16 protein-coding genes are annotated in these 17,403 nt (G+C 64.8%); 13 read left to right on the forward strand and 3 right to left on the reverse strand.

Features of this window, described 5'->3' with window-relative positions; all coding sequences use genetic code 11:
• Positions 1-267: 267 nt before the first annotated feature.
• The 8 genes from AC1DP9_RS18975 (at position 268) to AC1DP9_RS19010 (ending at position 9,630) form a co-directional block, all read left to right on the forward strand.
• Entirely contained in the window at positions 268-1,476 is a 1,209-nt protein-coding gene (locus tag AC1DP9_RS18975; RefSeq protein WP_092300387.1) for an ABC transporter substrate-binding protein, read from the forward strand.
• Between the two features lie 65 nt (positions 1,477-1,541).
• A complete protein-coding gene (locus tag AC1DP9_RS18980) occupies positions 1,542-2,426 on the forward strand; it encodes a branched-chain amino acid ABC transporter permease (protein ID WP_092300384.1) in 885 nt (294 codons plus the stop codon).
• Positions 2,426-3,460 (forward strand): branched-chain amino acid ABC transporter permease, encoded by a 1,035-nt coding sequence (locus tag AC1DP9_RS18985; RefSeq protein ID WP_369823531.1) that lies wholly within the window; start codon positions 2,426-2,428, stop codon positions 3,458-3,460. Before AC1DP9_RS18980 ends, AC1DP9_RS18985 begins: the two co-directional genes overlap by 1 nt.
• 194 nt (positions 3,461-3,654) lie before the next feature.
• Positions 3,655-4,266 (forward strand): hypothetical protein, encoded by a 612-nt coding sequence (locus tag AC1DP9_RS18990; protein ID WP_477108209.1) that lies wholly within the window; start codon positions 3,655-3,657, stop codon positions 4,264-4,266.
• 348 nt (positions 4,267-4,614) lie between these two features.
• Positions 4,615-5,766: an ABC transporter substrate-binding protein gene (locus AC1DP9_RS18995; protein WP_477108210.1), complete on the forward strand. Its 1,152-nt coding sequence runs from the start codon at positions 4,615-4,617 to the stop codon at positions 5,764-5,766.
• A gap of 195 nt (positions 5,767-5,961) precedes the next feature.
• Positions 5,962-7,014, forward strand: coding sequence for a branched-chain amino acid ABC transporter permease (locus AC1DP9_RS19000; RefSeq protein ID WP_477108211.1), 1,053 nt, complete (start codon positions 5,962-5,964; stop codon positions 7,012-7,014).
• Between the two features lie 3 nt (positions 7,015-7,017).
• Complete coding sequence (locus tag AC1DP9_RS19005) at positions 7,018-8,877, forward strand: branched-chain amino acid ABC transporter ATP-binding protein/permease (RefSeq protein ID WP_477108212.1); 1,860 nt, start codon at positions 7,018-7,020, stop codon at positions 8,875-8,877.
• A 9-nt stretch (positions 8,878-8,886) separates the two neighbouring features.
• The gene (locus AC1DP9_RS19010; protein ID WP_092300369.1) at positions 8,887-9,630 is read left to right on the forward strand and encodes an ABC transporter ATP-binding protein; all 744 of its coding nucleotides are present in this window, start codon (positions 8,887-8,889) and stop codon (positions 9,628-9,630) included.
• A 133-nt stretch (positions 9,631-9,763) separates the two neighbouring features.
• Here AC1DP9_RS19010 and AC1DP9_RS19015 read toward each other — a convergent pair whose 3' ends face one another.
• The gene (locus AC1DP9_RS19015; protein ID WP_477108213.1) at positions 9,764-10,684 is read right to left on the reverse strand and encodes a LysR substrate-binding domain-containing protein; all 921 of its coding nucleotides are present in this window, start codon (positions 10,682-10,684) and stop codon (positions 9,764-9,766) included.
• A gap of 142 nt (positions 10,685-10,826) precedes the next feature.
• On the opposite strand from AC1DP9_RS19015, the gene AC1DP9_RS19020 reads away from it, so the two are divergent.
• Both AC1DP9_RS19020 and AC1DP9_RS19025 read left to right on the forward strand, forming a co-directional pair.
• Positions 10,827-11,828: a Bug family tripartite tricarboxylate transporter substrate binding protein gene (locus tag AC1DP9_RS19020; protein WP_477108214.1), complete on the forward strand. Its 1,002-nt coding sequence runs from the start codon at positions 10,827-10,829 to the stop codon at positions 11,826-11,828.
• Positions 11,829-11,831: 3 nt separating this feature from the next.
• Positions 11,832-12,710, forward strand: a complete 879-nt coding sequence (locus AC1DP9_RS19025) for an N-formylglutamate amidohydrolase (RefSeq protein ID WP_477108215.1) — start codon at positions 11,832-11,834, stop codon at positions 12,708-12,710.
• 77 nt (positions 12,711-12,787) lie between these two features.
• On the opposite strand, the gene AC1DP9_RS19030 is transcribed toward AC1DP9_RS19025, so the two are convergent.
• Positions 12,788-13,150: a hypothetical protein gene (locus tag AC1DP9_RS19030; RefSeq protein WP_477108216.1), complete on the reverse strand. Its 363-nt coding sequence runs from the start codon at positions 13,148-13,150 to the stop codon at positions 12,788-12,790.
• A 17-nt stretch (positions 13,151-13,167) separates the two neighbouring features.
• Entirely contained in the window at positions 13,168-13,623 is a 456-nt protein-coding gene (locus AC1DP9_RS19035) for a penicillin-insensitive murein endopeptidase (RefSeq protein ID WP_477108217.1), read from the reverse strand.
• A gap of 257 nt (positions 13,624-13,880) precedes the next feature.
• Here AC1DP9_RS19035 and mnmG point away from each other — a divergent pair, with 257 nt between their 5' ends.
• The 3 genes from mnmG (at position 13,881) to AC1DP9_RS19050 (ending at position 17,392) form a co-directional block, all read left to right on the forward strand.
• On the forward strand, positions 13,881-15,836 hold the full coding sequence (mnmG, locus tag AC1DP9_RS19040; protein WP_477108218.1) for a tRNA uridine-5-carboxymethylaminomethyl(34) synthesis enzyme MnmG: 1,956 nt from the start codon (positions 13,881-13,883) through the stop codon (positions 15,834-15,836).
• Positions 15,837-16,547 carry a 16S rRNA (guanine(527)-N(7))-methyltransferase RsmG gene (rsmG, locus tag AC1DP9_RS19045; RefSeq protein ID WP_477108219.1) on the forward strand — a complete coding sequence of 237 codons (711 nt, stop codon included), beginning with the start codon at positions 15,837-15,839 and terminating at the stop codon, positions 16,545-16,547.
• A 71-nt stretch (positions 16,548-16,618) separates the two neighbouring features.
• Positions 16,619-17,392 (forward strand): ParA family protein, encoded by a 774-nt coding sequence (locus AC1DP9_RS19050; protein ID WP_092300345.1) that lies wholly within the window; start codon positions 16,619-16,621, stop codon positions 17,390-17,392.
• The last annotated feature ends 11 nt before the right edge of the window (positions 17,393-17,403 follow it).

Here is a 17,403-nt window from a genome sequence, read left to right on the forward strand (position 1 = left end):
GGCTACACGGTGGTGATGGTGGCTACACGGTGGTGATGGTGGAGCAGAACTTCCGCTTCGCCGCGCCGCTGGCCGACCGCTTCTACGTGATGGAGCACGGGCAGATCGTCGAGCGCTTCGCCGCCGCCGAACTGCAGGCCAAGATGCCGGTGCTGAACGAACTGCTTGGGGTCTGATCCGCGCGCGCCCTCGTGCGTGCGGGTTACTCGATTGATGGTGGCAGGAACGGGTGGCGTGAGCACGCTGCCGAAACTCAGGAGACAAAACATGAAGATGACTCGGCTGGCCGTGGCTGTGGCGGCGACTGTTCTGGGCGCGGTGTCCACGGGGGCATCGGCGCAGGTGTCGGGCGACACCGTGAAGATTGGCTATATCACCGACCTGTCGGGCCTGTACGCCGACATCGACGGCCCGGGCGGCCTGGAAGCGGTGAAGATGGCCATCGAGGACCATGGCGGCAAGGTGCTGGGCAAGCCGATCGAGCTGATGTCCGCCGATCACCAGAACAAGGCCGACATCGCCGCCTCGAAGGCGCGCGAGTGGATGGACCAGCAGGGCCTGGACATGCTGCTGGGCGGCACCAACTCCGGCACGGCGCTGGCCATGAACAAGGTGGCGTCCGAGAAGAAGCGCGTCTATATCAACAACGGCGCCGGCACGGCCCGCCTGACCAACGAGGAGTGCTCGCCGTACACGGTGCACTACGCGTATGACACGGTGGCGCTGGCCAAGGGCACCGGCAGCGCGGTGGTGAAGCAGGGCGGCAAGTCGTGGTTCTTCCTGACCGCTGACTACGCCTTCGGCCACTCGCTCGAGACCGACACCGCCGCCGTGGTCAAGGCCAATGGCGGCACGGTGGTTGGCTCCGTGCGCCATCCGCTGTCGGCATCGGACTTCTCTTCGTTCCTGCTCCAGGCGCAATCGTCCAAGGCGCAGATCCTGGGCTTGGCCAACGCCGGTGGAGACACGATCAACTCGATCAAGGCGGCCAAGGAGTTCGGTATCACGAAGAATATGAAGATCGCTGGTCTGCTCATGTTCATCAATGACGTGCATAGCTTGGGCCTGAAGAACACCGAGGGCCTGCTGATGACCGACAGCTGGTACTGGGACATGAACGACGACACCCGCAAGTGGGCGAATCGCTACTTCGGCAAGATGAAGAAGATGCCGAGCAGCTTGCAGGCAGCCGACTACTCGGCGGTCAGCACCTACCTGAAGGCGGTGGAGACGGCCAAGACCGACGATCCGGACAAGGTGATGGCCGAGCTGAAGAAGATGAAGATCAACGACTTCTACAACAAGGGGCAGATCCGCGCCGACGGCCGCAACATCCACGACATGTACCTGATGCAGGTGAAGGCGCCGGCGGAATCGAAGAAGCCTTGGGACTACCTGAAGGTCGTGGCAACGATCCCGGGTGACCAGGCCTTCACGACGGTTGCCGAGTCGAAGTGCGCAATGTTGAAGAAGTAAGCATTGGTTTTGCGCCCCTCTCCCGCTGGCGGGGGAGGGGATAGACACTCAGGCACTCGACGCCAATGGACATATTCGGAATTCCTCTACCCGCCATGCTGTCCCAGTTGCTGCTGGGGCTGGTCAATGGCGCTTTCTACGCGATGCTGAGCCTCGGGCTGGCCGTGATTTTCGGCCTGCTCAACGTCATCAACTTCGCACACGGCGCGCTGTTCATGCTCGGCGCGCTGCTGGCCTGGGCGGGCATGGAGTACGCCGGGCTCAATTACTGGGTCATGCTGGCGCTCTCGCCGATCATCGTCGGCGTGCTCGGCGTGATCATCGAGAAGTCGATGCTGCGCTGGATCTACAAGCTCGACCATATCTACGGGCTGCTGCTGACGCTGGGCATCACGCTGGTGATCGAAGGCGTGTTCCGCTCGATCTACGGCGTCTCGGGCCTGCCGTACTCGCCGCCCGACGCGCTGCAGGGCGCCACCGACCTCGGCTTCATGATCCTGCCGAACTACCGCGCCTGGGTCGTGGTCGCCTCGCTGGTGGTCTGCTTCGCCACGTGGTTCGTGATTGAAAAGACCAAGCTCGGTGCCTACCTGCGGGCCGGTACCGAGAACCCCAAGATGGTGGAAGCCTTCGGCGTCAACGTGCCGCTGATGGTGACGCTGACCTACGGCTTCGGCGTGGCGCTGGCGGCCTTCGCAGGCGTGCTGGCGGCGCCGGTGATCCAGGTGTCGCCGCTGATGGGCCAGAACCTGATCATCGTTGTGTTCGCCGTGGTGGTGATCGGCGGCATGGGGTCGATCATGGGTTCCATCCTCACCGGCCTGGGCCTCGGCGTAATCGAGGGCCTGACCAAGGTGTTCTATCCTGAGGCATCGGCCACGGTGGTGTTCTTCATCATGGTGATCGTGCTGCTGCTGCGCCCGGCTGGCCTGTTCGGGAGGGAGAAGTGATGAGCGGACAAACCGGACAAACCGCGGTGCCTGTGAGCACCGGAACCGTCAGGAACGGAGTGGGTGTGCAGAAGAAGGTGCTTTACGGCTTGCTGCTGCTGGGGCTGATCGTGGCCCCGATGGCGGGCGCCTACCCGGTGTTCGTGCTCAAGGTGATGTGCTTCGCGCTGTTCGCCTGCGCGTTCAATCTGCTGATCGGCTTCACCGGGCTGCTCTCGTTTGGCCACGCGGCCTTCTTCGGCGGCGCCGGCTACGCGGCCGGCCATGCGATGAAGGTCTGGGGCGTGACGCCGGAAGTGGGCCTGATCCTCGGCACGCTGACCGGGGCCGGCATCGGCTACGTGGTCGGCTCGCTGGCCATCCGACGGCAAGGCATCTATTTCTCGATGATCACGCTGGCGCTGGCGCAGATGCTGTTCTTCATCTGCCTGCAGGCGCCGTTCACGGGCGGCGAGGATGGCCTGCAGGGCATTCCGCGCGGCAAGCTGTTTGGCGTGCTCTCGCTCTCCGAGGACATCACGCTGTACTACGTGGCGCTGGCCATCATCGTCGCCGCGTTCGCGCTGATCGTGCGCACCGTGCACTCGCCGTTCGGCCAGATTCTCAAGGCCATCAAGGAGAACGAGCCGCGCGCGATTTCGCTTGGATACGATGTCGATCGCTTCAAGCTGCTCGCCTTCGTGATCTCGGCCGCGCTGTCCGGGCTGGCCGGTTCGATCAAGGCGCTGGTACTGGGCTTCGGCACGCTGACCGACGTGCACTGGTCGATGTCCGGCTCGGTGATCCTGATGACGCTGGTGGGCGGCCTGGGCACGCTGTCTGGCCCGATCGTCGGCGCCTTCGTGGTGGTGGCGCTCGAAAACAAGCTTGGCGACATCGGTTCGTTCCTGGCGCACCTGACCGGCATCTCCTGGTTCAACGCGCTCGGCGAGTCGGTGACGATGGTCACCGGCATCATCTTCGTGATCTGCGTGCTGACGTTCCGCCGGGGCATCATGGGCGAGCTGATCGCGCTGACGAGTCGCAAAAAGTAGTAAAAGTGCGAGTGATGACAGGCCGACATGCCCGCTTTTGGGGCTAGGGTTTCTGCTAGCTTGTTTCATACGCACCGCTTCGTTACATTGCATATACGGTTTTCGCAGGTTAAATGGAGGCGGAAGCGAGGAGACGACAGGCGCGCACCCGGTGTCGGGTAGCAGCAGCCAATACAATGAAAAGGCGTTGCCAGGTGATCCTTGGCAGCGCCTTTTTGATTTGTAGCGCCCGCTGGCGCGCCAGGCTTATCTCCCGACCGTCCTTCCTGTCCATGGATCACCCATCCCCGCATTCCTCGCGCCCACAAGGGCTCGTGCGGGTCGGCACCCCTGCCGACGCCGCCTTGATCGACGCCTGGCTGATGGCCCGCGCGCCGCTTGCCGTACCCGAGGCCCGCGCCCGCCGGCTGTCGCTGGAAGCACTCCTGGCGCAGGGGGGGCAGGGGCTTTGTCTTATCGATGGCGCCATCGCCGATGCCGGAAACCCGGGCGGCGAGGCGAGCCCCAACACGGTGCATGGTCTGCTACCGGTGACACTTATCCACAGCTTGTCCACTGGCGGCCGCGTTGCGCTGGCGGCGGAGTGGTGGGGGCCGGCCAATCTGGACGATCCGGCGGCTTCGACGGCGTCCCTCGCCGCCTGCTGTGACGTGCTGGCCGACTGGTGCCGCGCGCATGGTATCCGGCAGGTGTGGCTGGCGCCCGGCTTGCTGGCCGATCCCGCAGCCGCGCCGCGCGGCTTCGCCCCCGGGGCCGACGGGCTCCTGCACCGCAGCCTCGTGCCGACGCCCAAGCAGCTCGGCTGACCTCGGCATCGACCCCAATCCCGCTACTGGCCGGCTTTCCCGGCCGACCCTGACTGTTGCGCCCGCGCCGCTGCGGGTTAATCCCGCCTTTTCGTACGAAATCGCTGTGTTAGACTCGATTCGCATTCCCGACCGCACGGTCGGGGAATGCAACTGCGCAATCCGGGGGTAAACCGCGCAGGACGGGAAAATCAAAAGGGACGGTCTTCGAAGTTCCCGACATTGACGCTGGTGCCAGCGCTGCGCCGGCCATAGAGCCCGAAAAACGGGCCAAACCAAGAACTGAGGGCATCCGCCGGCCGGAAGCCGGCGGATGCCTTTTTCCTTTTTGGAACCGAAGGAGACGAGATGACATTCAAGCGCGCCAGCGTGATGGCCCTTGCCGCCGCCAGCCTGTTCGCCGGGGCGGCCAGTGCCCAGGTCAAGGTGGGGGTCACCGTATCGGCCACCGGGCCTGCCGCTTCGCTCGGCATTCCCGAGAAGAACACGTTCACGCTGCTGCCCAAGGAGATCGCGGGCAAGAAGATCGAGTACTTCGTGCTCGACGACGCCACCGACACCACCACTGCCGTCAAGAACACCCGCAAGCTCATCAGCGAGGACAAGGTCGACGTGGTGGTGGGCTCCACGGTTACGCCGAACTCGCTCGCGATGGTCGACATCGCCGCCGAGAGCGAGACGCCGATGATCTCGATGGCCGCTTCGGCCCGCATCATCGAGCCGATGGACGCCAAGCGCGCCTGGGTCTTCAAGACGCCGCAAAACGACTCGCACATGGCCACTGCCATTGCCGAGCACATGACGAACAACAACGTGAAGACGGTGGCATTCATCGGCTTCGCGGATGCCTACGGCGAAAGCTGGGCGCAGGAATTCGCCAAGGTGGCGGAGATGCGCAAGATCAAGGTTGTGGCCAACGAGCGCTTTGCGCGCACCGACAACTCGGTGACGGGTCAGGTGCTCAAGATGATGGGCGCCAACGCCGATGCGGTGCTGATCGCTGGTTCGGGTACGCCGGCCGCGCTGCCGGCCAAGACGCTCAAGGAGCGCGGCTACAAGGGCAAGATCTACCAGACCCACGGCGTGGCCAACCCCGACTTCCTGCGCGTCTGCGGCAAGGACTGCGAGGGCACGTTCCTGCCGGCTGGTCCGCTGCTGGTAGCCGAGCAGCTGCCCGACACCAATCCGGTGAAGAAGCCGGCGGTGACCTACAAGACCGCCTACGAGAAGGCCTTCGGCGGCCAGGTGTCGACCTTCGGCGGCCACGCCTGGGACGCCGGCCTGCTGCTGCAGAACGCGATCCCGGAGGCGCTCAAGAAGGGCCAGCCCGGCACCAAGGAATTCCGCAAGGCACTGCGCGACGCCCTGGAGCAGACCAAGAACCTGCCCGTCTCGCACGGCATCATCACCATGAGCCCCACCGACCACCTCGGCATGGACCAGCGCGCGCGCGTGATGGTGCAGATCGTGGATGGCAAGTGGAAGCTGCAAACGAAGTAAGCCGGCATTCGACCGGCGGTACGGAGCAAGTCGCGGAGTCACGAGGCAAAAAAGGGCGCATGGCGATCCATGCGCCCTTTTTTTGTCCGCCGGATCCTGTGATGATGCCCGCATGACCCTGTTCAGGAGGGCGGCGCCGCCAAGCTGGTAACGCCGCACCTCCTTCCACGACACGTTCCCAGACACGGGGAGACAATGGACCTCTCGATTGCGGCCATCCTGGCGCAGGACGGCATCACCTCCGGCGCCATCTACGCGCTGCTGGCACTGGCACTGGTGCTGGTGTTCTCGGTGACGCGCGTCATCTTCATCCCCCAGGGCGAGTTCGTGGCGTATGGCGCCCTGACGCTCGCCGCGATGCAGGCCGGCCACGCGCCGCAGACCACGTGGCTGCTGCTGGCGATGGGCGTGCTGACGTTCCTCTACGAGTGCGTGACCGTGGTACGTAGTGCCGAGCTGCGCCGCACCGCCCCGCGCCGGCTGGCCGTGCTGGCCGGCAAGTACGTCGTGTTTCCGCTGGCCGTTCACCTTGTCGTGCAGCAGTACGGCGGGCAGCCGCTGCCGATGCTCGCGCAGATCGCCCTGACGCTGCTGATCGTGATTCCGCTCGGGCCGATGCTGTACCGGCTGGCGTACCAGCCGCTGGCCGAAGCCAGCACGCTGGTGCTGCTGATCGTCTCCGTGGGGGTCCACTTCGCGCTCGTGGGGCTGGGTCTGGTGATGTTCGGCGCCGAGGGCTCGCGTACCAGCGCGTTCTCCGATGCGCGCTTCGACATCGGCACCTTGAGTGTCTCGGGCCAGAGCCTGTGGGTGGTGGGCGTGTCGGCGCTGCTGATCGGCGCGCTGTACTTCTATTTCGAGCGCACGCTCCAGGGCAAGGCGCTGCGTGCCACGGCCGTGAACCGGCTCGGCGCGCGGCTGGTCGGCATCGGCACCACGCAGGCGGGGCGGTTGTCGTTCACGCTGGCGGCGGCGATGGGCGCGCTGTGCGGCATCCTGATCGCGCCGCTGACCACGGTGTACTACGAGTCCGGCTTCCTCGTGGGCCTGAAGGGCTTCGTGGGCGCCATCGTCGGCGGGCTGGTCAGCTATCCGGTGGCCGCGCTCGGCGCGATCCTCGTCGGCCTGCTCGAATCCTATTCGTCCTTCTGGGCCAGCGCGTTCAAGGAGGTCATCGTATTTACCTTGATTATCCCGGTGCTGTTGTGGCGCTCGCTGACCAGCAAGCATGTCGAGGAAGAGGAGTAAGCCATGACACTGCTGACCGAGAAGCCCGTGGCCGACAAGCCGGTGGAGATCATCCACCCTCGCACGAAGGCGCGCACCCCAGCCGCCACACGCAATCGTATTCTCACGATGTTGTTCGTCGTCGTGCTGGCCTTGCTGCCTGTGCTGCCGACGCCCGAGTTCTGGATCACGCTCGGCAACTACATCGGTCTCTATAGCATCGTGGCGATCGGGCTGGTGCTGCTGACGGGCGTCGGCGGCATGACCTCGTTCGGGCAGGCGGCGTTCGTGGGCCTGGGCGCCTACAGCACGGCCTACCTGACGACGCAGTTCGGCCTGTCGCCGTGGTTCGGGCTGCTGGTGGGGCTCGGCATCACGATGGCCTGCGCCTACGTGATCGGGCTGATCACCATGCGGATGTCGGGCCACTACCTGCCGCTGGCGACGATCGCCTGGGGGCTCTCGCTGTTCTTCCTGTTTGGCAACCTTGAATTCCTGGGCAAGTACGACGGCCTGAATGGCGTGCCGGTGCTGTCGTTCTTCGGTGTGTCGCTGCAGTCCGGGCGCTCGATGTTCTATCTGATCTGGGTGGTGGTGCTGCTCGCCGTGCTGGCCATGCAGAACCTGCTGAACTCGCGGCCGGGCCGTGCCATCCGTGCGCTCAAGGGCGGCGGCACGATGGCCGAGGCGATGGGCGTGAACACCGCCTGGATGAAGGTGGTGATCTTCGTCGTGGCGGCGGTGCTGGCCTGCGTGTCGGGCTTCCTCTACGCGCACCTCCAGCGCGCCGTGAACCCGACGCCGTTCGGGCTCAACTACGGCATCGAGTACCTGTTCATGGCCGTGGTGGGCGGCGTGGGCCACGTCTGGGGCGCGGTGCTCGGTGCGGGCATCCTGACCATCCTCAAGGACGTGCTGCAGGGGCTGCTGCCGAAGCTGCTCGGCTCCACGGGCAATTTCGAGATCATTGTCTTCGGCGTGCTGATGGTGCTGCTGCTGCAATACGCGAGCGACGGCATCTGGCCGTTCTTGCGCCGGCTGTTCCCGTCGGGGCCACCGGTGACGGCGCCGGACGATGCCCAGCCGCTGCCGGTGCGCCAGAAGCCCGAGGCCGGCGAGCTGATCCTCGACGTGCGTGCGGCGCGCAAGCAGTTCGGCGGGTTGGTGGCCGTGAACGACGTGAGCTTCCAGGTGCGCGCCGGCGAGATCATCGGGCTGATCGGGCCGAACGGCGCCGGCAAGTCCACCACGTTCAATCTCGTCACGGGTGTGCTGCCGCTGACGCGGGGCGAGGTGCGGTACCGCGGTGAGGTGATTTCGGGCTTGCCGTCGCGCGAGATCGTCAAGCGCGGCGTGGGCCGGACCTTCCAGCACGTGCACCTGCTGCCGACGATGACGGTCCTCGAAAACGTAGCCATCGGCGCGCACCTGCGCGGCGACTTCCGCCCCCAGGGCGGCGTGGCGGCGGCGATTCTGCGCATGAATCAGGCCGAGGAGCAGAAGCTGCTGTTCGAAGCGCGCCGGCAGCTCGAGCGCGTGGGGCTGGCCGACTGCATGTATATGGAAGCCGGCAGCCTCGCGCTGGGCCAGCAACGCATTCTGGAGATCGCGCGTGCGCTGTGCTGCGACCCGGCGCTGCTGCTGCTGGACGAGCCAGCGGCCGGCCTGCGTTACAAGGAGAAGCAGGCGCTGGCCGAGCTGCTGAAGAAGCTGAAGGGCGAGGGCATGAGCGTGTTGTTGGTCGAGCATGACATGGACTTCGTGATGAACCTGACCGATCGCCTCGTGGTGATGGAGTTCGGGACGCGCATCGCCGAGGGCGTGCCGGAGGAGGTCCAGAAGAATCCGGCTGTGTTGGAAGCCTATCTGGGTGGCGTCGAGTGAGGATATGAGATGAATCTGATTCTGGAAGTCGATGACCTGCATGTTCGCTACGGCAAGGTCGAGGCGGTGCATGGCGCCAGCCTGAAGGTGGAGGCCGGGAAGATCGTGACCGTGATCGGTCCGAATGGCGCGGGCAAGTCCACGATGCTCAACGCGATCATGGGCGCGCTGCCGGTGAGTGGATCGTCGAACGGCGCGGTGCGCTACCTCGGCCATGACATGGCGGGCATTCCGGTGGAGGGGCGCGTCGCGCGCGGCATGTGCCTGGTGCCGGAGAAGCGCGAGTTGTTCGCGTCGATGACGGTGGAGGACAACCTGCAACTGGGCGCGTTCCGACGCAAGAAGGCTGGCGAGCGCAATTACCTCGATCAGATGGAGGTGGTCTACGGGCTGTTTCCCCGGCTGAAGGAGCGGGCGAAACAGGACGCCGGCACGCTGTCAGGCGGCGAGCGCCAGATGCTGGCGGTGGGGCGCGCGCTGATGGCCAAGCCGCAACTGCTGATGCTCGACGAGCCCAGCCTTGGGCTGGCGCCGCTGATCGTCAAGGAGATCTTCCACATCATCCACAACCTGCGCGAGACCGGCGTAGCGACGCTGCTGATCGAGCAGAACGCGCGCGCCGCGTTGCAGGTGGCCGACTATGCCTATGTGATCGAGACCGGCGACATGGCGATGGAAGGGCCGGCTTCCGAGTTGGCTAGCAATCCGAAGGTGATCGAAACGTACCTGGGGCTGGCGAAGAAGGCGGCCTAGTGTACGAAGTAGGTACAGTTGGTTACCTGGATGAATGAAAGCCGGCGTTGAGCCGGCTTTTTTATTTGTGCAGGGAATATCAGGCTGGAGTAGATGTGCGGGATGGATGTTTTTTCCCTTGGCTTAGGAAATCTCATCTATCCAGTTCATCCTCCTTCGCCACCTCCAACAGCCATGCGCGGAAGCAATTCAGCGCCACATGGTCGCGCCGCTCCTTCGGGGCGCAGAGGAAGTATCCACGCTGCAGCCGGATCGGCAGATCGAAAGGTGCGACCACTGCGCCGGCGGCGATTTCGTCGCGCACCAGGCAGCGCTGGAGCACCGCCACGCCCATGTCCGCCTTCACTGCCTGGACGAGGATCGACACCTGATCGAAGCCGGTGGCCAGTCGGGGCGCAGCACTGGGTACGCCCGCTGCTTCGAGCCAGTGCTGCCAATTGGCGGGCGCCGTGGTGTGGAACAGCAGCGGTTCCTGGAGCAGATCGGCGGGGTGCTGCCATCTTCCCGCCGCGTGCCGTGCGTGGGCCCGTGCGGGGTGGCAGATCGGCACCATCTCGCGGCCAATCACATAGTCGACTTGCAGACCCGGCCACTTGTCGGCCACGCCGGCGAGCAGCGCCGCATCGGGCGACGGCCCGGAGAGATCCTCGTTGCGGCGATAGGGCACGAAGTCGAGCCGGATGTCGGGGTGTCGGCGGTGAAAGTCGGGCAGGCGCGGCACGAGCCAGACGCTCGCCAGCGTGGGGACGGCTGACAGCGTGAGGTGGTGCTGCCGGGCCTGATCCCGTTGCAGCATCGCCGCGCTGGCGGCTTCGATGGCGGCCAGTGGGCCAGCCACGGCCTCAAGATAGATTCGTCCCGCCTCGGTGAGCGTCAGCCGATGTGCGTTGCGATGGACCAGCGGCTGGCCGAAGTGTTCTTCCAGGCGCGCGATGGCCCGGCTGATGGCGCCCTGGGTCACGCAGAGCGTCTCCGCCGCGCGCGTGAAACTGCCCAGCCGCGCCGCCGTGGCGAACGCGTGCAACTCGGACATCGACGGGGAACGGAGCCGCATGGGGCAGGGCGCGGGGGGCGCTTGGTTAGGATGAGCTTTGGTAATGTAACCGTGCAATATAGTCGTTTGTGCGCGACCGGTAAACTCCCGACACTCGACGCTCGGTATCCCCATCGAGAACGATAAAGAGGAGTTTGATCCCATGACCCGAGCCCGTTCCCCGCGACGCCAGTTCCTGCTGACCGCCATCGCCATGGCCGCCACGCTGGGCGCCACCGTCAGCGGCCACGCCATCGCGCAAGGCAGCTATCCGAACAAGCCGATCCGGCTTGTCGTGCCGTTCGCGGCGGGCGGTTCCACCGATCTGTCGGCACGCCTGGTGGCCGAATTCACCGGCCGGGAGCTGGGCCAGACCATCGTCGTGGACAACAAGGGTGGGGCGGGCGGCTCCATCGGCATGGAGCAGGTGGCGCGCTCGGCGCCGGACGGCTACACGATCGGCATGGCCACTGTGAGCACGCACGGCTCGAACCCGGCCGTCTACCCGAAGCTCGGCTATGACCCGATCAAGGACTTTGCGCCGGTCACCAACGTGATTGCCATCCCGAGTGTGTTCGCCGTCCACCCGAGCGTGCCGGCCAAGACGATGCAGGAGTTCATCGCGCTGGCCAAGGCCAACCCGGGCAAGTACACGTTCGCGTCGCCCGGTGCGGGCTCGCTGGGGCACGTCAACATCGAGAACTTCATGATGCTGGCCAAGATCGACCTGCTGCACGTGCCGTACAAGGGCGCCGGGCTGGCGCTCAATGACGCCGTGGCAGGGCAGGTCAATGCGATCACCGACAACCTGTCGTCCACGCTGCCCCACGTGAAATCGGGCCGCCTGCGCGCGCTGGCGGTGCTGGGCGCGGCACGCTCGTCGCAGTTGCCGAATGTGCCGACCTATAACGAGCTCGGCTTCAAGGACATGGGCGATGGCGGCTGGTTCGGCATCGTCGCACCGGCCGGCACGCCGCCGGCCATCGTCGACAAGCTCAACGCCGCCATCCACAAGGCCATGCAGAACCCCGAGTTCAAGCGCAAGGTCGAGGAGTCCGGCGGTACGCTGGTCCCGACCACGCCTGACCAGTTCAAGGCGCAGATCCAGCAGGCCATGGCCCGCTATGCCCGCGTGGCCAAGGCTGCCAACATCAAGCTGGACTGAGCGATGACGACCTTCGAAGCTGTACAGGGCGACGCCCCGATTGGCCCGTTCTCGCTGGCCGGCCCCCAGGGTGATCCGCTGCCGCTGGTTTGCGATTCTCCGCACAGCGGCGTGTTCTATCCGGACGACTTCCGCGCGGTGGTGCCACTGGCGCGGCTGCGAGGCGGGGAGGACACCCACATCGACACGCTGTGGGAAGCCGTGCCCAAGGTCGGCGGGACGCTGGTCGCGGCCACTTTCCCCCGCGTCTATATCGACCCGAACCGGATGCTCGACGACCTCGACCCGGACCTGCTCGACGGCCCCTGGCCGACCACGCTGGCCCCGGGCGAGAAGACGCGCCTCGGCTACGGACTGGTCTGGCGCAGGCTGGATGCGAATACCCCGATCTATGACCGCAAGCTGTCCGTAGCGGAAGTGCAGACACGGATCGACCGCTATTACCGGCCGTACCACGCGGTGCTGTCGTCGGCGGTGGAGGCCGCTTACAGCCGCTTCGGCGCGGTGTGGCACTTGAACCTGCACTCGATGCCGAACAACGCCTACGAGCGGCTCAAGATCCAGAGCCGGCACCCGCTGGCGGACTTCGTACTGGGCGACCGGGACGGCACCACATGTGAGCCCGGCCTCGTCAACCTCGTGGAGCGGGAACTGCGGAAGATGGGCTACACCGTAGCCCGCAACGACCCGTACAAGGGTGTGCAGCTCATCGCCCAAATCGGCCGCCCCGCCGAGCGCCGCAACAGCCTCCAGATCGAGATCCGCCGCCCGCTCTATATGGATGAGGCGACCAAGGTACCCAATGCGGGTTTCGTGACCCTCCAGCGGGATCTGGGACTACTGTCGGCGAGCATCGCCACGTATATCCGCGGGAAGCTTTGAAAGCGGTACTGCGATGTTTCACGTGAAACATCGGAGAGGGAAGGGCCCCGCGGAAGCGGGGCTTTTTCTTTGGGGGCTTAACAGATGACGCCGCCGATGCTTTTGCCGGTTTTCAAGTCGAAACCGACGTAGCACACGTATTCCTTGGCAGAGTATCGTAGACAAGAAATTTCTCTTTTTTCCCTCACGCGAGTCGAGGCGTCCGCACCGCATGCATCAGGCCGGTCCGGCCCAAGGGCGTTGAACATCTCTCGGGCGGCGCTACCCGAGATCAAAAAGGAAATCTTAGTGTCGCCTTTGCTGGGCGGGATCGTGTCGCCAAGATAGCCGCCATATACAACGTACTCCACTTTTGCTGGACGAAACTCGTACTCCCACGCCGAAGCTGCAGCGCTCACTGCCGCCACGCCCAGCAATGTGGCGACCAGGACCATAGCCATTTGATATCTCATTGTCCTTATCCTCGGACACGAACGTGCAGATGGTTATCGTGGAATGGCTTCCGGACGACCCGTGGGATTGTGAGGTCGTTAAAGTACACATAATCCACGTGTCCGCATTGCCAAATGAGCTCGACGAGTCGGCGTGTGGCGGCACGATCATAGGCCGCTTGCTGGTATTCGACTGGCATGTGTTTCCCGTCCTTACGGACGGGCCGAATGTCGATATCCAGCCCATCCCTATGCGATTTGTGGCCTTCGAAATAGGTGCTGTCGGCGAGACTAATGTTCCCGAATCCCAGCTTCCGATCATCGTGCCGGCCCCATTTGAACTCAAGGTTGAACAAGAACGACAGCATATTCGGATGCGCGTATTGCCCCAGGCCCGCGCGGGGCGTTCCATAGGTGTAGTACGACGCTTCCTCTGGCGCCTGCGGCAGCATGTGAAGACCCCGTGAATCCTGGAAACTCATGACTGAACTCCTGTCTGGTGAGTCCAAGATCATGCGCCGAGTCATGTTGCGACGCAAAAAATGCATCAAATACGTCACAAATGACGTGCGTGGCGGAGATCACAGATTGTGTTCCACGTGAAACACTTCCTCCCACCATGTACCGCACCCGCCATGTTTCACGTGAAACATGGTGTCCGACCAAAGTCCCTCATGGGATTGCCGCTATAATTCGGCATCCTGAATTTTCCCGCCCAGCCTCCCGGAGGAGGTGTCCCATGCTTTACCCGAAAGAGTTCGATGTCATTGTCGTCGGTGGTGGTCACGCCGGCACCGAAGCCGCGCTTGCCGCCGCCCGTATGGGCTGCCAGACGCTGCTGTTGAGCCATAACATCGAGACGTTGGGTCAGATGAGCTGCAATCCGTCGATCGGCGGCATCGGCAAGGGGCATCTGGTCAAGGAAGTGGATGCCATGGGCGGCGCAATGGCGGCGGCCACGGACGAGTCCGGTATCCAGTTCCGCATCCTCAACTCCAGCAAGGGTCCGGCCGTCCGTGCCACGCGTGCCCAGGCGGACCGTGTGCTGTATCGCAAGGCGATTCGGACCCGGCTGGAGAACCAGCCGAACCTGATGCTGTTCCAGCAGGCCGTCGATGACCTGATGGTGGAGGGCGACCGCGTGGTTGGCGCCATGACCCAGGTTGGCATCGCCTTCCGGGCGCGGGCTGTGGTGCTGACGGCGGGGACGTTCCTCGACGGCAAGATCCACGTCGGGCTGGATAACTACACGGGTGGGCGTGCCGGCGATCCGGCGGCGGTCTCCTTGTCGGCACGTCTGAAGGAATTGAAGCTGCCGCAGGGCCGGCTTAAGACCGGCACGCCGCCTCGTATCGACGGGCGCACCATCGACTTTTCGGTGATGGAAGAGCAGCCGGGCGATCTCGATCCGGTGCCGGTGTTCTCCTTCCTGGGCCGTCCGGAGCAGCATCCGCAGCAGCTTCCGTGCTGGATCACGCATACCAACAGCCGTACCCACGACATCATTCGCGGCGGCCTGGACCGCTCGCCGATGTACACCGGTGTGATCGAAGGGGTAGGGCCGCGTTACTGCCCGAGCATCGAGGACAAGATCCATCGCTTTTCGAGCAAGGAAAGCCACCAGATCTTCCTCGAGCCGGAAGGGCTGACGACGAACGAGTTCTATCCGAATGGCATCTCCACGAGCCTGCCTTTCGACGTGCAGCTCGATCTGGTCCATTCAATCCGCGGCATGGAGAACGCGCACATCCTGCGCCCCGGCTACGCAATCGAATATGACTATTTCGATCCGCGCGCGCTGAAGGCGTCGCTGGAGAGCAAGGCGATCCAGGGGCTGTTCTTCGCCGGCCAGATCAACGGCACGACCGGGTACGAGGAAGCCGCCGCGCAGGGCCTGCTGGCTGGTATCAACGCGGGCTGCTTTGTGCGCGAGCGCGATGCCTGGACGCCGCGCCGGGACCAAGCCTACCTCGGCGTGCTGGTCGATGACCTGATCACGCGTGGCGTGACCGAACCGTATCGGATGTTCACGAGCCGTGCCGAATTCCGCCTGAGCCTGCGCGAAGACAACGCGGATATGCGTCTGACCGAGATGGGGCGCGAACTGGGCGTGGTCGATGACGCCCGCTGGGACGCCTTCAATCGGAAGCGCGACGCTGTTTCACGTGAAACAGAGCGCCTGAAGAGCACGTGGGTCAACCCGACGCTGCTGCCCGAGGCTGACGCCGTGCCGCTGCTCGGCAAGGCCATCGAGCGCGAGTATTCGCTGGCTGATCTGCTGCGTCGCCCCGAGGTCACCTATGAGGCACTGATGGCGATGCAGAATGGCCGTCATGCGCCGGAAGGGGTGCTCGATGCAGACCCGATGCTGGCCGAGCAAATCCGCGAGCAGATCGAGATCGGCGTGAAGTACCACGGGTACATCGCCCGCCAGGCCGCCGAGGTGGACAAGCTGGAAGCCAACGAGGCGACGAAGCTGCCGCCTAATTTCGACTACACCGAGGTGCGCGGGCTGGGCTTCGAGGTCAGCCAGAAGCTGAACCAGCATCGTCCGGAAACGCTCGGGCAGGCGTCGCGGATCTCGGGCGTCACGCCGGCCGCGATCTCGCTGCTGTTGGTACACCTCAAGAAGAAGGGCATGGGACGCGGTGCGTCCGCTGCCGCGCCGGCCGGCAACGGCCAGGAGGCTGCCTGAGTGGGCGGCCCCCGACACCCCGCAATCGACGACGCCGCGCAACGCCGCCGCCTGGAAGCCGGGTTGGCGGCCATCGGCCTGACACTGGCGCCGGCCCAGATCGACACGCTGTTCGCCTACCTGACGCTGCTGCGCAAGTGGAACAGCGTGTACAACCTCACCGCCATCCGTCATCCTGACGAGATGCTCACGCACCATCTGCTCGATTCGCTGACGGCCGTCCCCGCGTTGGCGGAAGCCGCGCGCGCCACGGATGCGGCCGAGCCGGCCCGGGGCAGGGTGCTCGACGTCGGCTCCGGCGGCGGCATGCCCGGGCTGCCGTTGGCGATTGCCTGTCCGGACGTGTCCGTGCTGATGGTCGACATCGTCCAGAAGAAGACCGCGTTCCTGACACAGTGCCGCGCGCAGCTTGGGCTGTCCAACGCCGCCGCGCATTGGGGCCCGGTGGAGAAGCTCGAGGACGCCAGCGGCTATGCCGTGATCACGTCGCGGGCGTTCGCGGAGTTGACCGATTTCGTGAGCCTGTCTGGCCAATTGCTGGCGCCGGGCGGGAAGCTGATCGCGATGAAGGGTATTTATCCACAGGCGGAGATCGATCGCATGGAAGCTGCTGGACTGATGGCGACGTGGCAGGTGGAGGCGGTACCGAAGCTGACGGTGCCGGAACTGGATGCGGAACGGCACCTCGTGGTGCTGTCGCGCCGGTCATGAACGATAATGTGAACAATTCAGCACAAGCCGGCCTCGCGCCGGCGGTAAGCACTGAGGAGCAGCAAGCGCCTATGGCCAAGGTATTCGTGATCGCCAACCAGAAGGGCGGTGTGGGCAAGACCACCACCACGGTGAATCTGGCCGCCGGGCTGGCTGCACAGGGGCAGCGCGTGTTGCTGGTGGACCTCGATCCGCAGGGCAATGCCTCGATGGGCTCCGGCATCGACAAGCAGTCGCTCGAACACAGCGTGTACCAGGTGCTCGTGGGGCTGTCGACGGTGCAGCAGGCGCGCCAGCGTTCCGAGTCCGGCCGCTACGACGTGGTGCCCGCCAACCGCGAACTGGCCGGTGCCGAGGTGGAACTCGTCGAGTTGGACCAGCGTGAGCGCCGGCTCAAGCAGGCGCTGGCCGAGGTGGATGGCGAGTACGACTTCGTGCTGATCGACTGCCCGCCGTCGCTGTCGCTGCTGACGCTGAACGGCCTCTGCGCGGCGCACGGCGTGATCGTGCCGATGCAGTGCGAGTACTTCGCGCTGGAGGGCCTCTCGGACCTCGTCAACACGATCAAGCAGGTCCACGCGAACCTGAACCGCGAGCTGAAGGTGATCGGCCTGCTGCGCGTGATGTTCGACCCGCGCGTGACGCTGCAGCAGCAGGTGTCGGCGCAGCTGGAGGCCCACTTCGGCGACAAGGTGTTCAAGACCGTGATTCCGCGCAACGTGCGGCTGGCCGAGGCTCCGTCCTATGGCATGCCGGGCGTGGCGTTCGACGCCGCGTCGAAGGGCGCCAAGGCGTATCTCGATTTCGGCGCGGAGATGATCGCGCGCGTGCGGCAGCTCGGTTGAGCGTCGCGGAT

It is taken from the genome of Cupriavidus sp. 01L43 (assembly GCF_056399925.1).

Coding starts and splice junctions, on each gene's coding strand:
- AC1DP9_RS19020 (WP_477108214.1), top strand. CDS start 10,827: ATGACCCGAGCCCGTTCCCCGCGACGCCAGTTCCTGCTGACCGCCATC.
- AC1DP9_RS19015 (WP_477108213.1), bottom strand. CDS start 10,684: ATGCGGCTCCGTTCCCCGTCGATGTCCGAGTTGCACGCGTTCGCCACG.
- AC1DP9_RS18995 (WP_477108210.1), top strand. CDS start 4,615: ATGACATTCAAGCGCGCCAGCGTGATGGCCCTTGCCGCCGCCAGCCTG.
- AC1DP9_RS18975 (WP_092300387.1), top strand. CDS start 268: ATGAAGATGACTCGGCTGGCCGTGGCTGTGGCGGCGACTGTTCTGGGC.
- AC1DP9_RS19030 (WP_477108216.1), bottom strand. CDS start 13,150: ATGGCTATGGTCCTGGTCGCCACATTGCTGGGCGTGGCGGCAGTGAGC.
- AC1DP9_RS19005 (WP_477108212.1), top strand. CDS start 7,018: ATGACACTGCTGACCGAGAAGCCCGTGGCCGACAAGCCGGTGGAGATC.
- AC1DP9_RS19000 (WP_477108211.1), top strand. CDS start 5,962: ATGGACCTCTCGATTGCGGCCATCCTGGCGCAGGACGGCATCACCTCC.
- mnmG (WP_477108218.1), top strand. CDS start 13,881: ATGCTTTACCCGAAAGAGTTCGATGTCATTGTCGTCGGTGGTGGTCAC.
- AC1DP9_RS19050 (WP_092300345.1), top strand. CDS start 16,619: ATGGCCAAGGTATTCGTGATCGCCAACCAGAAGGGCGGTGTGGGCAAG.
- AC1DP9_RS18985 (WP_369823531.1), top strand. CDS start 2,426: ATGAGCGGACAAACCGGACAAACCGCGGTGCCTGTGAGCACCGGAACC.
- AC1DP9_RS18980 (WP_092300384.1), top strand. CDS start 1,542: ATGGACATATTCGGAATTCCTCTACCCGCCATGCTGTCCCAGTTGCTG.
- AC1DP9_RS19025 (WP_477108215.1), top strand. CDS start 11,832: ATGACGACCTTCGAAGCTGTACAGGGCGACGCCCCGATTGGCCCGTTC.
- AC1DP9_RS19035 (WP_477108217.1), bottom strand. CDS start 13,623: ATGAGTTTCCAGGATTCACGGGGTCTTCACATGCTGCCGCAGGCGCCA.
- AC1DP9_RS19010 (WP_092300369.1), top strand. CDS start 8,887: ATGAATCTGATTCTGGAAGTCGATGACCTGCATGTTCGCTACGGCAAG.